General features: G+C 69.5%; 16 protein-coding genes. 10 read left to right on the top strand and 6 right to left on the bottom strand.

What is annotated here, in order from left to right; all coding sequences use genetic code 11:
* Positions 1 to 77 precede the first annotated feature (77 nt).
* The 3 genes from AU194_RS21390 to AU194_RS21380 all read left to right on the top strand — a co-directional run bounded on the left by AU194_RS21390 (position 78) and on the right by AU194_RS21380 (position 4,627).
* On the top strand, positions 78 to 2,675 hold the full coding sequence (locus AU194_RS21390) for a LuxR family transcriptional regulator (RefSeq protein ID WP_059091274.1): 2,598 nt from the start codon (positions 78 to 80) through the stop codon (positions 2,673 to 2,675).
* An 82-nt stretch (positions 2,676 to 2,757) separates the two neighbouring features.
* Positions 2,758 to 4,182, top strand: coding sequence for a sugar porter family MFS transporter (locus tag AU194_RS21385; RefSeq protein WP_231743521.1), 1,425 nt, complete (start codon positions 2,758 to 2,760; stop codon positions 4,180 to 4,182).
* 106 nt (positions 4,183 to 4,288) lie between these two features.
* A complete protein-coding gene (locus AU194_RS21380; RefSeq protein WP_059091272.1) occupies positions 4,289 to 4,627 on the top strand; it encodes a hypothetical protein in 339 nt (112 codons plus the stop codon).
* Between the two features lie 67 nt (positions 4,628 to 4,694).
* Here AU194_RS21380 and AU194_RS21375 read toward each other — a convergent pair whose 3' ends face one another.
* The gene (locus AU194_RS21375; protein ID WP_059091271.1) at positions 4,695 to 5,471 is read right to left on the bottom strand and encodes an SDR family NAD(P)-dependent oxidoreductase; all 777 of its coding nucleotides are present in this window, start codon (positions 5,469 to 5,471) and stop codon (positions 4,695 to 4,697) included.
* Between the two features lie 97 nt (positions 5,472 to 5,568).
* Here AU194_RS21375 and AU194_RS21370 point away from each other — a divergent pair, with 97 nt between their 5' ends.
* The 5 genes from AU194_RS21370 (at position 5,569) to AU194_RS21350 (ending at position 10,249) form a co-directional block, all read left to right on the top strand.
* Positions 5,569 to 6,420 carry a helix-turn-helix transcriptional regulator gene (locus AU194_RS21370; RefSeq protein WP_059091270.1) on the top strand — a complete coding sequence of 284 codons (852 nt, stop codon included), beginning with the start codon at positions 5,569 to 5,571 and terminating at the stop codon, positions 6,418 to 6,420.
* Positions 6,421 to 6,559: 139 nt separating this feature from the next.
* Positions 6,560 to 7,984 carry a rifampin monooxygenase gene (gene rox, locus AU194_RS21365; RefSeq protein WP_059091269.1) on the top strand — a complete coding sequence of 475 codons (1,425 nt, stop codon included), beginning with the start codon at positions 6,560 to 6,562 and terminating at the stop codon, positions 7,982 to 7,984.
* A gap of 29 nt (positions 7,985 to 8,013) precedes the next feature.
* Positions 8,014 to 9,084, top strand: coding sequence for an L-glyceraldehyde 3-phosphate reductase (gene mgrA / locus AU194_RS21360; protein WP_059091268.1), 1,071 nt, complete (start codon positions 8,014 to 8,016; stop codon positions 9,082 to 9,084).
* Positions 9,085 to 9,093: 9 nt separating this feature from the next.
* A complete protein-coding gene (locus AU194_RS21355; RefSeq protein WP_059091267.1) occupies positions 9,094 to 9,456 on the top strand; it encodes an RNA-binding S4 domain-containing protein in 363 nt (120 codons plus the stop codon).
* 19 nt (positions 9,457 to 9,475) lie between these two features.
* A complete protein-coding gene (locus tag AU194_RS21350) occupies positions 9,476 to 10,249 on the top strand; it encodes an enoyl-CoA hydratase/isomerase family protein (protein ID WP_059091266.1) in 774 nt (257 codons plus the stop codon).
* Between the two features lie 4 nt (positions 10,250 to 10,253).
* On the opposite strand, the gene AU194_RS21345 is transcribed toward AU194_RS21350, so the two are convergent.
* The gene (locus AU194_RS21345; protein WP_059091265.1) at positions 10,254 to 11,354 is read right to left on the bottom strand and encodes a spore photoproduct lyase family protein; all 1,101 of its coding nucleotides are present in this window, start codon (positions 11,352 to 11,354) and stop codon (positions 10,254 to 10,256) included.
* 92 nt (positions 11,355 to 11,446) lie between these two features.
* On the opposite strand from AU194_RS21345, the gene AU194_RS21340 reads away from it, so the two are divergent.
* Complete coding sequence (locus AU194_RS21340; RefSeq protein WP_059091264.1) at positions 11,447 to 12,976, top strand: class I adenylate-forming enzyme family protein; 1,530 nt, start codon at positions 11,447 to 11,449, stop codon at positions 12,974 to 12,976.
* 149 nt (positions 12,977 to 13,125) lie between these two features.
* Here AU194_RS21340 and AU194_RS21335 read toward each other — a convergent pair whose 3' ends face one another.
* The 4 genes from AU194_RS21335 to AU194_RS21320 are packed head-to-tail and all read right to left on the bottom strand — an operon-like array spanning position 13,126 to position 17,042.
* Positions 13,126 to 14,058, bottom strand: coding sequence for a DUF808 domain-containing protein (locus AU194_RS21335; RefSeq protein WP_059091263.1), 933 nt, complete (start codon positions 14,056 to 14,058; stop codon positions 13,126 to 13,128).
* Positions 14,059 to 14,113: 55 nt separating this feature from the next.
* Positions 14,114 to 15,364: a sulfotransferase gene (locus AU194_RS21330; RefSeq protein ID WP_059091262.1), complete on the bottom strand. Its 1,251-nt coding sequence runs from the start codon at positions 15,362 to 15,364 to the stop codon at positions 14,114 to 14,116.
* Positions 15,361 to 16,428, bottom strand: a complete 1,068-nt coding sequence (locus tag AU194_RS21325; protein ID WP_082698765.1) for a DUF1214 domain-containing protein — start codon at positions 16,426 to 16,428, stop codon at positions 15,361 to 15,363. The genes AU194_RS21330 and AU194_RS21325 overlap by 4 nt, the downstream gene beginning before the upstream one ends.
* Positions 16,429 to 16,436: 8 nt before the next feature.
* A complete protein-coding gene (locus tag AU194_RS21320) occupies positions 16,437 to 17,042 on the bottom strand; it encodes a TetR/AcrR family transcriptional regulator (protein ID WP_059091260.1) in 606 nt (201 codons plus the stop codon).
* Positions 17,043 to 17,180: 138 nt separating this feature from the next.
* On the opposite strand from AU194_RS21320, the gene AU194_RS21315 reads away from it, so the two are divergent.
* On the top strand, positions 17,181 to 19,226 hold the full coding sequence (locus tag AU194_RS21315; RefSeq protein WP_059091259.1) for a DUF4185 domain-containing protein: 2,046 nt from the start codon (positions 17,181 to 17,183) through the stop codon (positions 19,224 to 19,226).
* Positions 19,227 to 19,237 lie beyond the last annotated feature (11 nt).

Here is a 19,237-nt window from a genome sequence, read left to right as displayed (position 1 = left end):
GGCTGCGTTATGCGGATAAGCGGAGCTATGGCACAACGGGAATGCAGAAATGGCGGAGGTGAGTATTGTGTGTTTTCGTGGCGTCGCAGCCGTGGCCCGTTGTCTCGCGGGACAATGAGTTCAAATTGATCCAATCCGCGCTGCTCCCGGACAGCGGCGGATGCGGCATCGTGCTGTTCGGCGACGCCGGCGTGGGAAAGACCACGCTGGCCCGACTGGTGACCAAATCACTGCCCGACCACGTGCAGTGGATCGCGGCGACCGAGTCGGCGCGCAGCATTCCGCTGGGGGTCTTCGCGCACCTCGTCGGATCGGCCACGGCACGCGACATGATGGCGTTCCTGGCCGCCGCGCGGCAGACGATTCTCGCCGAGGAACATTCGATCATCGGCGTCGACGACGCCCATCTACTCGACCAGTTGTCGGCGACGCTGCTGCACCAGTTGGCGCTTGACGGCTCGGTGCGCATCGTCGCCACCATCCGCGACGGTGAACCGGTGCCCGACGCGATCACCTCCCTGTGGAAGGACGGTTACCTGCAGCGGCTGCACCTCAAGCCGTTCACCAAGATCCAGTGCTCGCGACTGATCGAGCAGGCGCTGGGAGGTCGGGTGGAGGGGCTGTCCGCCGATCTGATCTGGGAGGCCTCTGGCGGTAACGCCATGTTCGTGCGGCACCTGGTGGAGGGTGCGCTCGAGGCGGGCACCCTGCGTCAGGTGCGGGGCGTCTGGCAGTTGCGCGGACGTGCCTCTGTCACTTCGGAACTCGCGTCGTTGCTCGACGTGCGGGTCGAGCAGCTGCCGCAGGACATCCTGCACGCCCTGCACCTGCTCACCTTCGGGGAGCCGCTGGAACTCGACGCGTTCACCGCGCTCGCCGGTGCCGACGCCGTCGAACAGGCCGAGGTCCGCGGGCTGATCCGCATCACCGAGGAAGTCGACCGGCTCGACGTCCAGTTCACCCATCCGCTGTTCGGCGAGGTGATCCGGCGCCGCCTCGGAGTGGCCGCGGCGCGGCGGGTCCGCGGTGAACTGGTGCGCACGCTGCGCGAGCGGCCCGCGGTCAGCCCCGGGCAGCGGATCCGTCTGGCCGAACTCACCCTGGACAGCGACGAACTCCCGAGTGTCGACCTGCTCGTCGCCGCCGCCCGCGACGCCGTCGCCCTGGGCAACATCACCCTCGGCGAACGACTGGCCCGTGCGGCGGTGAACCGGGGCGGCGGCTTCCCCGCCAGTGAACTGCTGGCCCGCGCCCTGCTGTGGAAAGGCGAAGCGGCCGAATCGGATCAGATTCTGACCGCATACGACCCCGAACAGCTCAACGAACTGGAACTGACACTGTGGGGTGCGGCCCGCATCGCGAACCTGCAGTGGTCGATGGGCGACGCCGACACCGCCGACGAGGTGCTCGCGTTGCTGCGCAGCCGCCTGCGCCATCCGTCGCTCACGTTGTTCCTCGACGGGTTGTCCGCGGCGTCGCTGGCGTTCGAGAACCAGCTGCCCGACGCGATCCGGTTGTCCCGCCGCGTACTCGCCGCCGCGGACGCACCGGCCTCGGCGGTCGAGTGGGCCATCATCGGCGGTGCGCTGGCGTTGGCCCAGGCCGGTGAGCTCGACGAGGTGAAGTCCGTCGCCGAACGGGGTCTCACCGTCGAGGAGAAGGTCGACGGGCTGCTGCGGTACCTCAGCGCCTTCGGCGAGATCCGGGCCCTGATCCTCGCCGGTGACTTCAGCGCCGCCGAACGCCGGTGCGGCGACATCCTGCGCATCTCCTCCCCCGGCCAGTACCTGGCCTGGGGTATGGCCAACGTGTTGGCGGGCACCGTCCAGGTCGCCCGCGGCCGGTTCGGCCACGCGGTCGCGGCGATGGAACAGACCGTGGCGGCCCTCACCGCCGAGAGCGCGGCGACCTGGAGCTTCCCGGCACGCCTGCTGCTGGCCCAATGTTATTGCGTACTGGGCAAACTCGACGCCGCCCACCGCATCGTCGCCGAGCTGCGCACCCGGCTGGGCCGCCATGTCGCGGTGTTCGAACCGCAGCTGCGGCTGACCGAGGGGTGGTTGGCCGCCGCGGAGGGCACCGTGAGCCTCGCCGTCGAGAAGACGCTCGAGGCCGCACGGCTCGCCGCCGCAGGCGGTCAGCACGGCTTCGAACTGATCGCGCTCCACGATGCGGTGCGGTTCGGCGACCGGGACTGCGCCCCACGGCTCCTCGAACTCTGCGACACCGTGGGCGGGGCGCTCGCCGGGCTGATCCGCGACCACACCACCGCACTCGTCGACTCCGACGCCGACGCGGTGCGAGCCGCCGCCGACGGCTTCGAACGGCTCGGTGCCTTGCTGTCGGCGGCCGACGCCTTCGCCGACGCCTCGACGCTGTACCGGGCGGCCGACGACAAACGGCGCGCCGTGGATGCCGCCGCCCACGCCGACCGGCTCGCCGCCGAATCCGGCGGGATCCGCACCCCGGCGCTCAAGGCCGCCGCCAATCCCCTGCCGATCAGCGCGCGCGAACGCGAGATCGCCGAGCTCATCGCCGCCGGGGCGAGCAACAAACAGATCGCCGAGCGGTTGGTGCTGTCGGTGCGCACCGTGGAGGGCCACATCTACCGCGCCTGCGCCAAGGTCGGCGTTGGCGACCGCGAAGCGCTCGGCCACATCGTCACCCGCCGCTGACCGGGTCGTCCTGCGATTGCCGGGGCGTTGCTGTGGGTAACCGCGCGACGTTGCCAACGCGCCGCGATGAAAGGGACCGCCCGTGACATCCTTGGACAGCGTGTCGTCGGAAGCCCCCGAGCGACGGCGCGGCGGCTCCGGCCAACTCACCGGCTCGGTCGTCATCGTGGCGCTGGTGTCGGCGATCTCGGGCATGTTGTACGGCTACGACACCGGCATCATCTCCGGGGCGCTGCTGCAGATCACCGACGACTTCGGGATCGAGGAGCTGTGGAAGCAGGTGATCGCCGCCAGCATCCTGCTCGGCGCGGTGATCGGCGCGCTGACCTGCAGCCGGTTGTCGGACAGTCGCGGCCGCAAGGGCACGCTGGTCCTGCTCGCGGTCGTCTTCGCCGTCGGGGCGGTGTGGTGCGCACTGGCGCCCAATCCCGTGCTGCTGTCGCTGGGCCGGCTCGTGCTCGGCTTCGCCGTCGGCGGCGCGACCCAGACCGCCCCCATGTACGTCGCCGAACTCGCGCCGCCGAAGTACCGCGGCCGGCTGGTGCTGTGCTTTCAGATCGCGATCGGTGTCGGGATCGTCATCGCCACGATCGTCGGCGCCTCGGAGTCCATCGACTGGCGCTGGTCGATCGGTGCCGCCGCGATCCCGGCGTCGATCATGCTCGGCCTGATGCTGCGGTTGCCCGAGAGCCCGCGCTGGCTGGTCAAGAACGTCGACGCGGTCGCCGCGCGCGAGGTGCTCGAGCGGGTGCGGCCGTCGAGCTACGACGTCGGCACCGAACTGGACGAGACCGCCGACCTGGTGCGCGCCGAACGCAACGCCGGCACCAGAGGCTGGTCCGGTCTGCGTGCGGCATGGGTGCGTCCGGCCTTGATCCTCGGCTGCGGGATCGCGATCTTCACCCAGCTCAGCGGTATCGAGATGATCATCTACTACTCCCCGACGATCCTGACCGACAACGGTTTCGACACGTCGGTCGCGCTGCAGGTCTCGGTCGCGCTCGGTGTCGCGTATCTGGTGGCGCAACTGGTCGGGCTCTCGATCATCGACCGGGTCGGGCGGCGCCGACTGACGCTGATCATGATCCCGGGCGCCGCGCTGAGCCTGTTCGTCCTGGGGTTGCTGTTCGTCACCGGCAACAGCGGCCGGGACTCCATGCCGTTCATCATCGCCTGTCTGGTGGTGTTCATGCTGTTCAATGCCGGCGGGTTGCAGCTGATGGGGTGGCTGACCGGTTCGGAGACCTACCCGCTGGCCGTGCGGCCCGCGGGTACCGCCGTCCAGTCCGCGGCGCTGTGGGGCACCAACCTGCTGATCACGCTCACGCTGCTGTCGTTGATCACCGCGATCGGGGTCGGTCCGTCGATGTGGTTGTACGCCGCGTTCAACGTGGCGGCCTGGCTGTTCGTCTTCTTCCGCATGCCGGATCTGACCGGGCGCAGCCTCGAGGAGATCGAGGGCAAACTCGCCGACGGGGAGTTCAGCCCGGCCGGGTTCGCCCGCTGAGCCGGCCATGTCGTGGGCCACATCAGGGTTTACCTGCCCCGCGTTGGTCAATGACGAAGGCCTCGTACCGATTACGGGATGACACGACAAAGGAGGGAGTCACGCGATGAGGTTGAGGAAGATGATCAGCGGAGCCGCAGTCGCCGGCGGTGTGATGGCCGGTATGGGGTTCGCCGCGGCCACCGCCAGCGCCGAGCCGGTTCCGCCGCCACCGGCACCAGGTGACGCCGCCGCACCGGCCGCCCCCGCAGCGTGGGCGCCGGCACCGGGTCAGCCCGCTCCCCCGCCGGCTCCGCCCGCGGGCCCGAACCCGGGCACCGCTCCGGCATGGGCGCCGCCGCAGCCGGTCGCACCGGCGTGGGCCAACGGCAACCAGCAGGTCTGGGATGAGGGTTGGCAGCACTGGGGCGTCTGGCTCAACGGCGTCTTCGTGCCGACCTTCTGACGCGAGCACGACAAACACTCGGCCACCGCAGGTGAATCCTGCGGTGGCCGAGTCGGCTTCGACGAGGTCACACCGCAGTGCCGCCGTCGACCCGCAGCACCGCGCCGGTGATGTATGAGGCGCGTTCGCTCAGCAGCCAGGCCGCGGCTTCGGCGACCTCGCGGGGGTCGGCGGCGCGTCCGAGTGGACAGTCCGCGACCAGCCGGTCGATGACGCCCGGTGTCGCCCGCTCCCATTCCCGGATCATCTCGGTCAGCGTGGTGCCCGGGGTGATCGCATTGACCCGGATGTTCTCCGGACCGTAGGTGACGGCCGCGGATTCGGTCAGGCTGTTGACCGCGCGCTTCATCGCGCCGTAGGCCGGGAGCTCCGGATTGCCTTTGAGCCTGCCGACGCTGGAGGTGTTGACGATCGCGCCGGAGCCCGCGGTGGCCCGGATCGCGGCCACCTCGGCGCTCATCGCCAGGAAGACCCCCTTGAGGTTGACGTCGTAGACGCGGTCGAAATCGGCCTCGCTGACCTGGTCGAGCGGGCCCGGCGGCACGATCGTCGCGCCGTTGTTGAACGCGACGTCGAGCCGGCCGAACACCTCGACCGTCCTGGCGACCGCGGCGCGCACGCTGTCGCCGTCGGCCAGATCGCACACCGCGTACGCCGCGGCGCCGCCGTCGGCGGTGATCTCGTCGGCGACCGTGGCGAGTTCGTCCTCGGTGCGCGCGGCGAGCAGCACCGCCGCGCCTTCGTGCGCGAACAGTCGTGCCGCCGCCGCACCGATGCCGCGTCCCGCTCCGGTGATGAATGCGACCTTGTCGGCCAGCAGCCCTGTCTTCTCTGCGTTGTCCATGTCGTCGAGCGTGGTGACGGCTTCGCGACTTATCCAGGTATCGGCAGTACCTGGCTTGCGGTGGGCGGTGCGGCGAAGGCGCACGCAGAATGGGGGTGTGCAGAAACAGGAACTCGGGGCGTTCCTCCGCAGCAGGCGGGAGCGCATCGACCCCACGGATGTGGGGCTCCCGCGCGGCAGCCGCCGACGCACCCCAGGTCTGCGCCGCGACGAAGTGGCCCAGCTCGCGTATATCTCGACCGAGTACTACACGCGCCTCGAACAGGGCCGCGCCCCGCACCCGTCCCGTGAGGTCGTCGGGGGTCTGTCCCGGGCGTTGCGGCTGTCCGACGCCGAGGACGCCTACCTGTACCGGTTGGCCGGCGTCGCCCCGGCCGGTCCGCCGGGTCCACCGCGCACGGTGCGCCAGAGCATCCTCGAACTGATCGACCGCTTACCGCAGGCCGCGGCGATCGTCGTCTCCGCGACCTACGAGGTGCTCGCCTGGAACGATCTCGCCTGCGCGCTGATGGAGGACTTTTCCGCCCTGCCGGTGCGCGACCGCAACCTGGCTCGCCGGGCGTTCCTCGGGCCTGCCGTCGACGGCCGTCGGCTCTACGGGGTCTCGGACGCCGACGAGTTCGCACGGACCTGCGCCCTGCATCTGCGCGCCAGCGCCGCCCGCTATCCGGATGACCCGCAGACCATCGCGTTGATCGACGAACTACGTTCGGGCAGTCAGGAATTCGCGACTCTATGGGATGGTCGCGACGTCGTCACCCGGCCGGTGTTGTGCAAGACGTTCGATCACCCCGCCGTGGGTCCGGTGTCGGTGAACTGCGACGCCCTCGACATCGCCGACCGCGATCAGCGTCTGGTGATCTACACCGCCGAACCGGGTTCGCCGTCGGAGCAGGCGCTGCGGCTGTTGTCGGTGATCGGAACTCAGCGGATGGATGTGCCGGGCTGAGACCCTCGCCGTCCCACTCTCACTGTAGCGCGCACCCCGGGGCTTGCGGCAAGACCCCGGTCATCCCCCACAATCGTCCGACCACGGCGAAAGTGGCTGATCTGGTGGCCTTTTCGCGGCACGAGAGACAGGTGAGCGGATGTACGACGTGACGATCGTCGGTGGCGGACCCACCGGGATGATGCTGGCGGCGGAGCTTCGACTGCACGGGGTACAGGTGGTGGCCGTGGAGCGTGACGCCGAACCGGCACCGCACGTGCGCTCACTCGGGCTGCACGTGCGCAGCATCGAGATCATGGATCAGCGGGGCCTACTGGACCGGTTCCTGGCGCAGGGCATCAAGCATCCGCTGCACGGCTCCTTCGCGGGCGTCGTCAAACCGCCGCCGAACGGACTCGACACCGCGCACGGCTACATCCTCGGCATCCCCCAACCCGTCACCGACCGCCTGCTCACCGAACGCGCCGCCGAACTCGGCACCGAGATCCGGCGCGGCGAGGCGCTCGTCGCGCTGAGCCAGGATGCCGACGGGGTGACCGCGGAACTCGCCGACGGCAGCCGGATCCGGTCGCGCTACCTCGTCGGATGCGACGGCGGGCGCAGCACCGTCCGCGCACTGATCGGCGTCGGATTCCCCGGCGAGCCCAGCACGGTGGAGACGCTGCTCGGGGAGATGGCGCTGAGCGCGGATCCGGACACCATCGCCGCCGTCGTCAGCGATGTCCGCCGCAGCGAATCACTGTTCGGGGCGATGCCCATCGGCGACGGGTGGTACCGGGTGATGGCCCCCGCCGACGGGGTCACCGAGAATCGTTCGGCACCAGTCACATTGGCGGGGTTTCGGGAGCGGCTGCGCGCCACGGCGGGTACCGACTTCGGGGCGCACTCACCCCGATGGCTGTCCCGGTTCGGCGACGCCACCCGGCAGGCGGACCGCTACCGAGTCGGGCGCGTACTGCTCGCCGGGGACGCCGCGCACGTGCACCCGCCGACCGGCGGACAGGGTCTCAACCTCGGCATCCAGGATGCGGTCAACCTCGGATGGAAGCTGGCCGCGGTGATCGACGGTTGGGCGCCGGGTGGACTGCTCGACAGCTACCACAGCGAAAGGCACCCGGTGGCCGCCGACGTCCTGACCGCCACGCGGGCGCAGATGCACCTGCTGAGCAGGCAACCGGGACCGCAGGCGGTGTGCCGGCTGCTGGCCGAGCTGATGGACATCGAGGACGTCACCCGCGCCCTGATCGAGAAGACCACCGCGATCGGCATAGGCTACGACATGGGCACGGGCCACCCGCTGCTGGGTCGCCGTATGCGCGACCTGCCGCTGACGGGACGGCGGCTCTACGAGTCGATGCGGGGCGGCCGTGGCCTACTGCTCGACCAGACCGGCAGGCTCTCGGTGACCGGATGGCAGGACCGGGTGGACCACGTCGTCGACACCAGCGACGCCCTCGATGTCCCCGCGATCCTGCTGCGGCCGGACGGGCACGTGTCGTGGACCGGTTCCGATCAGGACGATCTGAGCGCTCACCTGCCGACGTGGTTCGGCGCCGCGGCCTGATCCGACGCCGCGTCACTACGATTGCGGACATGTCCGAGAACCTGCTGATAGGTGACGTCCCCTTCTCCCACGACCCCTGGGTGGCCAAACGAGAGCGCTACGACTCCATGCCGTACCGCCGGGTGGGGACCTCGGGGCTGCTGCTGCCCGCCATCTCGCTCGGACTCTGGTACAACTTCGGCGACAACCGGCCGTTCGACGTACAGCGTGAGGTGCTGCGCTACGCCTTCGACCGTGGGATCACGCACTTCGACCTCGCCAACAACTACGGCCCGCCCTACGGGTCGGCGGAGGAGAACTTCGGCCGCATGCTGCGGCGGGATTTCAAGCCGTACCGCAACGAACTCATCATCTCCACCAAGGCGGGCTGGGACATGTGGCCGGGCCCGTACGGCCAGCTCGGCGGCCGGGCCTACCTGCTGGCCAGCCTCGACGAATCCCTGGACCGGCTCGGGCTCGACTACGTCGACATCTTCTACTCCCACCGCATCGACCCCAACACCCCGCTCGAGGAGACGATCGGCGCGCTCGACACCGCGGTGCGCACCGGTAAGGCCCGCTACGTCGGGGTGTCGTCGTACTCGGCGGCCAAGACCGCCGAGGCCGCGGCGATCGCGAAACGGCTGGGCACCCCGCTGGTGATCCACCAGCCGTCGTACTCGCTGCTGAACCGGTGGATCGAAGGTGACCTCACCACCGAACTGGGCAACGCCGGGATGGGCGCGATCGCGTTCACCGCGCTGGCCCAGGGGCTGCTCACCGACCGCTACCTGCAGGCGCCGCCGGCCGACATCGACCGCGCCACCGCACGCCCGTCGTTCGACGACGACCTGGTCACCGAGCAGGTGCGCGAACAGCTGCGCGGCCTCGCGGGCGTCGCCGAACGGCGCGGCCAGACACTGGCCCAGCTGGCGCTGGCGTGGGTGTTGCGCGAACCCACCGTCGCCTCCACGCTGGTCGGCGCGTCGAGCGTCGCGCAGCTCGAGGAGAACCTCGGCGCCCTGGACAACCTGGAGTTCAGCGCGGAGGAGCTCGCCGAGATCGACCGGTACGCAACCGATTCCGGTATCGACCTGTGGCGCACGAGCTCCGACGTGTAGCGAGCCGGTATGGAATCGACCCGAATAGACCGGTGGCTGTGGGCCGTTCGGCTCACCAAGACCCGACCGGACGCCGCGGCGGCGTGCCGGGGTGGGCACGTGCGGGTCAACGACCGGCCCGCCAAACCGGCGACGACGGTGGTTCCGGGCGATCAGGTACGCGCCCACATCGGTGACCGGACGCGGATCGTCGAGGTGGTACGGGTGATCCAGAAGCGGGTCGGCGCGGCCGATGCGGTGACCTGCTACCTGGACCGGAGCCCGCCGGCGCCCAAAACGACCGAGATCCCGGTGGCGGTACGTGACCGCGGGGCGGGCCGGCCCACCAAACGGGACCGGCGTCGCCTGGACAGGTGGCTCGCAGGCGGGTGAGCGCAACTAGGGTGCGAGCATGCCTCTAGTCACCTATGAGCTCGACGAACACGTCGCCACCATCACGCTGAACCGGCCCGAGGCACGTAACGCGATCAACGGTACGTTGCGCCAGGATCTCAACACCGCGTGGGACCGGTTCCGCGACGACGAGGACGCGTTGGTCGGCATCCTCACCGCCACCGGCGACGTCTTCTGCGCGGGCGGCGATCTCAAGGACGGCCAGGGTTCGGTGGGGACCTTCGGCGGAACCTTCTGGGAGAAGCCGACGATCAACAGCTTCGAAAGCGGGATGGAGCTGTTCAAACCGACCATCGCCGCCGTACACGGTCCGTGCGTTGGCTACGGGGTGACCGGAGTCCTGTTCTGCGACTTCGTGATCGCCAGCACCGAGGCCACCTTCTCGTTCCCCGAGGTGTCGCTCGGCATGCCCACCATCGTCGGCGCCATCCGGCTGCCCGAACGTGTGCGGTGGGCCGACGCGATGGAGCTGCTGCTCACCGGGAAACCGATGACCGCACAGCGCGCCAAGGAGGTCGGCCTGGTCTGGCGGCTGGTCGAACCCGAGGATCTTCAGGCCGAGGCGCGCAACTGGGCGCGCACCCTCACCGAGGCCGCACCGCTGGCGCAGCGGGCGACCAAGGAGGTCGCGTGGCGCACCGCCAACATGGGGTGGATCGAATCCGTGCGGTTCGGCGAGACCATGCGCAAGGTCGCCGCGGCCACCGAGGACGTCGCCGAGGGCATCGCGGCGTGGCGCGACAAACGGCGCCCGCGGTGGAAGGCCCGCTGACGCGTCAGAACGCGTAGCGGATCCGGCAGTCCGGCAGCCGGTCGCCGATCAGGTCCGTCAGCTGCTGCACCCACTTGCCCTTCCACGGGCTCTTGTAGCGGACGTTCCACTGGCCGTTCTGACTGCGCTTGAGCTGCTGCAGATCCGGCCGCCACAGCAACTCCTCGCCCTTCGGATGCCAACCGAGGTTGACGTCGTGCAGACCCTCGTTGTGGGTGAGGAAGATGATCTCGGCGGCCAGCTGGCGTTTGGTGCGGTCGTTCGTGTTGTCGGCGATCTGGTCGAGCAGTTCAGCCCAGTCGGCCAGCCAGTTCTCGTGCACGATGACCGGGCTGAAGTTGAGGTGCACCTCATAGCCTGCCTCGACGAAGTCATCGATCGCGGCGATCCGGTCGGCGATCTTGGAGGTGCGCACGTCGACCAGCCGGGACGTCTCGGCGGGCATCAGGCTGAACCGCACCCGGGTACCGCCGCGCGGGTCGTAGGTGAGCAGGTCGCGGTTGACGAGTTTGGTCGCGAAACTGGCCTTCGCGTTCGGGATCCGCGCGAACAGGCCGACGAGATCGCGCACGTTGTCGGAGACCAGGGCGTCGGCCGAGCAGTCGCTGTTCTCGCCGATGTCGTACACCCAGTCGACCGGATCGCATTGGTTCGGTTCGGGTTTGGGTCCCTGCCGGGCGGCGTGCAGCTCGAGGTAGCCGGTGATCTTCTCGATGTTGGCGAACACCGTGATCGGGTTGGCGTAACCCTTGCGGCGCGGCACGTAGCAGTACGAGCACGCCATCGCGCAGCCGTTGGCCGTCGACGGTGCGATCCAGTCGCTGGAGCGTTCGTTGCGGCGCGCGCTCAGGCTCTTCTTCTCGCCGAGTACGAGCACCTCGCGCTTGTTGCGCACCCAGTCCTCGACGTTGCCCTCGTTGCCGTACAGCCCGGGGATCGCCTGATGGGAGAGCACTTCGATGCGTTCGGCATCGGGGAACCGGTCGAGCACCTCGCGGGCCCGCGGGAACCGATCGATACCGCGTTCGTGGTAGATGCGTTTGATGTCGAGAAGACGATCTGCCAGGTCGACCGGCGTCCGGTGGGTCTGGGATTGTGACGCCATAGCCCGTCCAACGAGTGTGCGCGAGGCACTGTTCCGGTATCCGACGTGAGCCCCGTGACACGCGCGGTCGGGGTGTCGGAGAAGATCGGCGGATGACCCCGTCGCATCCGACGATCCCGGCGCTGCTGGCCCGCAGCGCCGCCGAGTTCGGCGACCACGACTACCTCGTCACCCCCACCGAGCGGCTGACCTACGCCGATGCCGAACGCCGCTCGGCGGAGCTGGCCTGCTGGCTGCTGCACCGCGGCGTCGGCAAGGGCGTGCGGGTGGGGCTGTTCTTCCCCAACGGCGCCGAGTGGATCGTGTGGTGGCTGGCGGTATCCCGCGTCGGCGCGCTGGCGGTCCCGCTGAGCACGATGTACACCCCGGCCGAGCTGGCCAAGGTGGTGCGGCTGGCCGACGTCGCGCTGGTCGTCGCGCCCGCCGAGGTCCTCGGCACCGATGTCGCCGAGCGGTTCGAGGCGGCGCTGCCCGAGTTGACGGGACAGACCGCGGGCCGCCTGGCGCTTCGCGCGGCCCCGTATCTGCGCACCGTCGTCGTGACCGGCCGCGCCGACAAGCCGTGGGTGACCCGTCACGACGACACGGCCGACGCCACGGTGTCCCGCGACGTGCTGGCCGCGGTCGAACGGGAGGTGTACCCCGCCGACCTCGCGGTCATGGTGCACACCTCCGGATCCACCGCCGACCCGAAAGGGGTGCTGCACACCCACGGGACCGTGGTGCGCCAGACGTCGGGCTGGCCCGCCGCGGTGCGGGTGGTCACCGGCACGGCCGGTGAGGTGCGGGTGCTGTGCGCGATGCCGTTCTTCTGGGTCGGCGGCCTGCTGGCGGCGACGGGGGCGCTGCACGAACCGGTGACGGTGCTGGTGCTGCCGCGGCTGGACCCTCAGACCGCGCTGGATCTCATCGAACGCGAACGTGCGACCGGGCTGATCGGGTGGCCGGCATTCACCCAGCGGCTGCGCGACCACCCGTCGTTCGCCGCCCGCGACCTCAGCAGCGCCCCCACGCTGGTGCACGGTCCGCTCGACATCGCGATGACCGACGTGCCCGACGGCTACCCGGTGCACCGGACGATGTCGGAGACCGCGGGCGGGTTCACGTTCACCGAGATGGCGATCGTCGACGAGAACGGCGGCCCAGTGCCCGACGGCACGGTCGGGGAACTGCTCATCCGCGGGGTCGGGGTGATGGCCGGGTACAACAAACGCGAACGCGCCGAGACGTTCGACGCCGACGGCTGGTACCACACCGGCGACCGGGTCTACCGCCGACCCGATGACCCGCGGCTGTTCTACGTCGGCCGCACCAGCGAACTCATCAAATCCGCAGGGGCCAACGTCTCCCCGCTGGAGGTCGAGGCGGTCGTCGAACAGTTCCCCGACGTCGTGCAGTGCGTGGTGGTCGGCGTCGACGACCCCGAGCGCGGTGAACAGGTCTGCGCGGCCGTCGTACCCGCCGCGGGTGACCTCGACGTCGCCGACCTGTCGGCGCGGGTGCGGACCCAGCTGTCGTCCTACAAGGTGCCGACCCGCTGGCTGGTCACCACCACCGACCAGCTGCCGGTGCTGCCCAGCGGCAAACTCAACCGCAGGGCGGTCAAGGAGATGTTCGTCTAGCGTTCGGGCGCCGACGGTGGGGCCGCCCCGCCGTCCTCGGGTTGGAACTCCGCCGAACCGTCGTCCTCGGCCGCGGTGACGTGGTCCTCGTCCTCGGGTGTCTCACGTGGGGTCACCGTGTCGGGCTACCCGGCGGCCGCGGCGGCCAATCAGTGCTTGCGGCCGAACGGCAGCAGGTGTACGACCGCGAGCACCACGGCACCGACGATCAGGCCGATCACCGCCGAGGCCCCGGTGTTGACCAGCCAGGCCAGCACCGCGCCGACGCCGTCGACGGCGTGGTGGACGGCCTCCTCCGCGTGGTGCACCCACCCGTAGAGCGTGTGCCACCCTAATTCGTCGGAGCCGACCAGCAGAATGTGCCCGCCGACCCAGAGCATGGCGACCGTGCCGATCAGCGACAGGGCGGCCAGCAGCTTGGGCATCCCGGTGACCAGCCCTCGCCCCACCGACTGCGCGAAGCGCGACGTGCGCTGCGTCAGCCGCAGCCCGATGTCGTCCATCTTCACGATGCCCGCCACCACGCCGTACACCGCAGCGGTGATCACCAGCGCGACGATCACCAGGATGATCAGCCGCGGGAAGAACGACTCGGCGGCGACCTCGTTGAGCGCGATCACCATGATCTCCGCGGACAGGATGAAGTCGGTACGGATCGCGCCGGTGACCATGAACTTCTCGGCGTCCTCCCCTGCCTCGGCCGCCGGGACGGCATGGCTGTCATGACCGCGGATGCGGCCCCACACCTTCTCGGCACCCTCGTAGCAGAGGTAGGTCGCTCCCAGCATCAGGATCGGGGTGAGCAACCACGGCACGAACTGGCTGAGCAGCAGCGCCGCGGGGAGGATTAACAGCAGCTTGTTGCGCAGCGACCCGATCGCGATGCGTTTGATGATCGGGAGTTCCCGCTCGGCGGCGATGCCGTGCACGTACTGCGGGGTGACCGCGGTGTCGTCGACGACCACGCCCGCGGCCTTGGCGGTCGCCCGCCCCGCGGCGGCGCCGATGTCGTCCACCGATGCCGCGGCCATCCGCGCGAGCACCGCGACGTCGTCGAGCAGTCCGAACAGACCCGCGCTCATCGCTTGTCTCCCATGGCGCGAGGGTACCCGCCCTGCTGCGCTTGACGCGTGTTGCTCAGCGCGTGACGAAGCGACGGTGGTAATCGCCGAGCCGGGTGGCCACCGCCTCGGCGTCCAGGCCGAGGTCGGCCGGCCGGTGGATCACGCCGCCGTACATGCCGCGGGGGTGTGCGGTGCGGAACCGGGCCATCGCCGCGCGGGCGGGATCGTCGAACGGCTGGTCGGCCAGCGCGTAGATCGCTGCGAGCGTGCCCTCTTCGTCGGCCATGAAGTCGTCGAAACGGATGTCGACGGACCGGTCGGCGGGCAGCGCGTCGCGGTCGCGTACGCAGGCGGTGAGCAGGTCGGCGGCGCGGTCGACCCAATAGCGGGTCAGCGCAACGGGATCGGGCCGGTCACACGACATCCGGGCCGCGTAGCAGATCATCGTCGCCATCGACTGCACGACCTCGACCGGATCACGATGGGTGACAACGAAAGTCGCGTCGGGGAAAGTGGCCGCCAGGGCGGGGAACTGTTCGAGGTGCTGCGGGGACTTCAGCACCCACCGGCGTCCCCCGCCCAGCCACTGCAACGCCCGCAGGGTCGTCTTGAGGAATGCGTACGACGGGGTCTGGTCGTGGGCCTGGTAGTCGGCCGCGTATCCGGGGACGTGGAAGGTGGTCTCGAAGAGCATGCCGCCGATGTCGTTGGCCAGCAGTTGGATCTCTTCGTGCGCATGGTCGACGGTCATGTCGTGCATGCGGCGGAACTCCGGCATCGCGGTGTGCAGCAGGTCGAGACCCGCCGCACAGCGCTCCCGGCGGCCCTGCGTCCCCGTCTCCCCCGGTGCGGGGACGGGTTCCAGGCTCTCCCAGTAGGGCAGGTAGCGGATCGCCGGATCGGCGGCGATCATGTTGTGCAGGTGGGTCGTTCCCGTGCGGGGCAGCCCGCAGATGATGATCGGGCGCTCGATCCGGACATCGAGGATCTCGGGATGCCTCGCGACGAGGTCGGTCAGCCGCAGGCGGTTGACGAGGTGCTGGGTGAGTTGTTCGAAGGCCATCGCTTGGCCGACGTCCGACAGTGCGGCCTCGGTGGTCAGCGATGCGCACAGCACCTCGAGGCGGGCGCGGAACCCGTCGTCGCCGAAGTCGGTCAGCCCGGCGCGGTCTCGAGCCGTCGCCAGCAGCGCCTGCGGTGACAGGTCCAGCGCGGCGCCGTAGGCGGCCAGCGCCTCGCGCATCGGCCCGGCCGCGGCCGGGAACACCGGTTCGGCGAGGTCGTCGAACGCGATCGGCGCCGGGCGGGCGACCTGGGCGGTCACCGGGCCACCTGCGCCAGATCCACGACCCGGCACAGTGGCCGCGCCGGCGTCTCGTCGGGCAGGAACCACCGCAGCCAGATCAGGCCGGTGCCGCGGCCGGCGGTGGACACCCAGTTCGGGTGGCCGGGATCGCGATCGGCGATCACGATCTGCCACGATCCGTCCGGTTCGTAGGTGACCTGCGCGCCGTTGAGGGTGACCCGTTCGTAGGTGTAGTCGTAGGTGTGCAGGAACGGATTCCACAGGCACAGGTTCCAGAACGCACACGGCGGCGAGGTGCCCTCGACCACCAGCGCCTGGTCGGGTTCGAGTGCGTAGGCGCCCATGGCGTACGCCGCGTCGGCCGCCGACCAGCCGTACGCGTTCTGCGGTACCGGGAACGGTTCGAGTATCTCGTTCGGCGGGTCGATCCGCGTCGGCAGGAACGAGCACTGTTCACGAATCCAGGTGCGGGCGGCCCGCATTCGGCGCGCGAGGTCCTCGGCGTCGTCGTGGCGCCGGGCCGGTGGGTCGACGCTCTCGATCACCCACTGCGTGCGGCGGCCGGTGTCTGGCGCGGTGAGGTAGTCGCGGGTCAGCGCGGTCACCGCATCATCGTCGAGGCGCAGCCAGGTCGCCGGCTGCGGGTGGGGGCTCATGGTGAATTCGAAGTTGCCGTCGGCGTCGAAGTCGAGGTCACGGTCGTTGAGGGTGCCGACGATGCGGGTGCTGTAGTGGCCGTCGTCGGGTCCGCCGTAGACGGTGATCGACAGATACACGGCGTCGCCGCGGTTACCTCGAACCCGGTACGTCCGGCGCGGATCGACCGGCGCGACCTGGTAGAAGGCGTCCGAGTTGTCGCCACCCCACTTCTGATAGGGACCGATGACGTCGACGAACCGGGGGTTGTCCTTGTCCCCCCAGACGTAGGTGTCGACCGCCACGCGCAGCAGGCTGAACGTCAGGCGGTATCCGTCGAGCAGATCGGCCTCCGACAGCGGCGGATCGGCGGTGAGGATCTTGTCCTCGACGGCGCGTAGTTCGTCGAGCAGTTCCCGAAAGGCTTGGGAGAGTTCGGTGCTCATCGTGGGTCTCATCTCTGTCGGGTGACCAGGGTGCACAGGTTGGTGACGAAGGCGTCGAAGTCGGTGACACCGCGGACCTGGACGGCGTAGAAGGCGCTGCCGACGACGGTGTCGTACAGGAACTCCGGATCGACGTCGGCGGGTACGGCACCCTGACGGACGCCGTCGTGCACCAGCTCGGTGAACGCGGCCTGGGTGGCCTTGTCGAGCAGCTGCTGTGCCCGGATGCTGAGCTCCGGATCGCGCTGTCGTTCGGCCAGGATGCCCAGTGCCGCGGCGTACACGGCGGGCTCACGCCAGAATTCGAGAACCGCGCGCACGAAACGCCGCAGATCGGCGGCGAAATCGCCGGTGCTGGAAAGGATCTCGGCGGAGTCCGCGGTCTGGAACGCGGCGTCGAACACGATGTGCGCCTTCGACGGCCAGCGGCGGTAGACGGTCGGTCTGCTGACCCCCGCTTCCCGCGCCACTCGCTCGACGGTCACGTGGTCGTAGCCCTGCCCGGCGAGGATCCGCCGTGTCGAGGCCAGCACGTTCTCGCGGGTCAGCGGGTCGCGACGGCGTCCCCGTGCCGGGCGGCCCGCGTCCGCGTCGACGCTGTCGGCAAGCTCCACGCCGCAAATCGTGACACAGCGTCACGTAATTTGGTCCGGATTGCGCGGACTACCCCGAAGTTTGCGATTTGAAACACTCTGGCCACAGCCGGCGATATCAAGTCGGTATCGACGCCGCGACGACAGGGGAATGCACGGATGAGATCGAAGAGCAGCGCTGCCGCGCACGTGGGCCGGATCGGCGCTCTCGCCGTCGCGCTGGGTGTCGGCGCCGCGGTGACCCTGGGTCACGGTGTCGCGGTGGCCGATACGACGGGTTCGTCCCCCTCTGATTCCTCGTCCGAATCTGCATCGGCCGGCGATCCCTCTGCCTCGGAATCGAGCGCGTCGACCGAAACGTCAGGCACCGAGAAGGACGCCACACCGTCGTCGGACGACGACGAGGACGCCGGGCCGACCGAGTCGAGCGACCAGGACGACGCGGACGCGGACCTCGACCTGGGCGACGACGAGGACGCAGACGAAGAGGCAGCCACAGACGAGGACGCCGAGGAACCGGCCGAGGAGCCCGCGACCGATCCGGAACCGTCCGTGCCGCAGTCGCCGAAGGCCGGCTCGTCGACGAGCGCTGCCGAGGAGGAGACCGCCGTCGAGGAGACGGTCGAGGAAGTGGGCGAGGACACCACCGACGAGGTCATCGAGGAGCCTGCCGACGAGGTCCTGCCCACCGCCGACGAGCCCACCGTCGTCGACACCCCCGCGACGTCCGAAACCGTGACCGACGAGGTCGCGGAGTCTCTGCCCACCGACGAGCCGGTGGTGAACACGGCCGCCTCGACGGCCCGTGCGGTGCCGTCGACGGCGCCGAGCCTGCCCAAGACGTTCTCCGGACTGCTCGCGGCCGTCGGCCTGGCGCCCCTGATCGCCAACCTGCCTGCCGCCCCGGCTCCCCCGCCCACGCTGTGGGCTGTGTTGGCTTGGGCGCGACGCGAATTCGAGCGGGCGTTCATCCGGCCCGCGAACACCGGGGCTTCGGAGTCGAGCATCGTGACGGCGGCGGCGGCGAACCCGTTCCCCAGCACCCTGCCGTCGGTCAACAAGGGCTGGGTGACGGGCAAGGTGCCCAACAACTTCGGTATCGGCGGCACCGACCTCGGCATCATGTGGGACGGTGGCATCCGGCTGGGTGAGCGCTTCGTGCACGTCGCGTTCGGCGACACGTTCGCCAACGCCAACATGACCGGCGACTGGCGGTCGAACGTGCTGCTCGTCAGCACCGACCACAACCTGACCAACGGGCTGCAGCTCCTGCAGACCGGATACGCGGGCCGGTTCATCGGCCCCTTCGGCGGCCGGCTCGGGATCTTCGGATCCGAGGTCACGCAGATCCCGACGTCGGGCATCCAGATCGACGGCAAGCAGTTCGTGAACTTCATGTCGGTCAAGTCGTGGGACACCCCCGGCCGGTGGACCACGAATTACTCCGCGATCAGCGTCTATGACGAGGCGAAGGACAAGTGGGTGCTCGCGGCGTCGACGATCCGCTCGGCGGGGTGGTTCCGGTCGACCACGCCGTACGTGCCCGGCAACCAGAACTTTCAGCAGGCCGCCTACGTCCTGCAGCCCGAAGATCAGGTCGGCGAGGACGGCGTCCGGTACCTGTACGCGTTCGGTACGCCGTCGGGTCGCGCCGGTTCGGCCTACCTCTCGCGCGTCCCCGAGGGTCAGGTGACCGACCTGTCGAAGTACGAATACTGGAACGGCAAGAAGTGGGTCAAGAACAAGCCCGTGGCCGCCACCCCGATCATCGGTGACTCGAAGAAGTCGTCGGGGCTGTTCGGCTTCGTCGTCGACTGGGCCAACGACCCCAACGTGTTCGGCGGCTACCTCGGTGGGCTGTTCGGCGCGAAAACCGGCGGCAACGTCAGCGAGCTGTCGGTGCAATACAACGAGTACCTCGGCAAGTACGTCGTGCTCTACGGCGACGGCAACAACGACATCCAGCTGCGCACCGCCGACACTCCGGAGGGTCCGTGGTCGGCGCCGGTCACGATCGCCACGTCCAAGCAGTACCCCGGGCTGTACGCGCCGATGATCCACCCCTGGTCGGGCACTGGGGATCTGAAGGACTCCAACGGCGATCCCGACCTCAGCAGCCTCTACTGGAACATGTCGCTGTGGGGTGACTACAACGTCGTGCTGATGCAGACCGACCTGTCACCGCTGAAGGCCGTCTACGTCTGACGGCGACGAGC

The sequence above is a fragment of the Mycobacterium sp. GA-2829 genome, assembly GCF_001499965.1.
GTDB lineage: Bacteria > Actinomycetota > Actinomycetes > Mycobacteriales > Mycobacteriaceae > Mycobacterium.
This window is presented reverse-complemented; position numbering and strand designations above follow the sequence as displayed.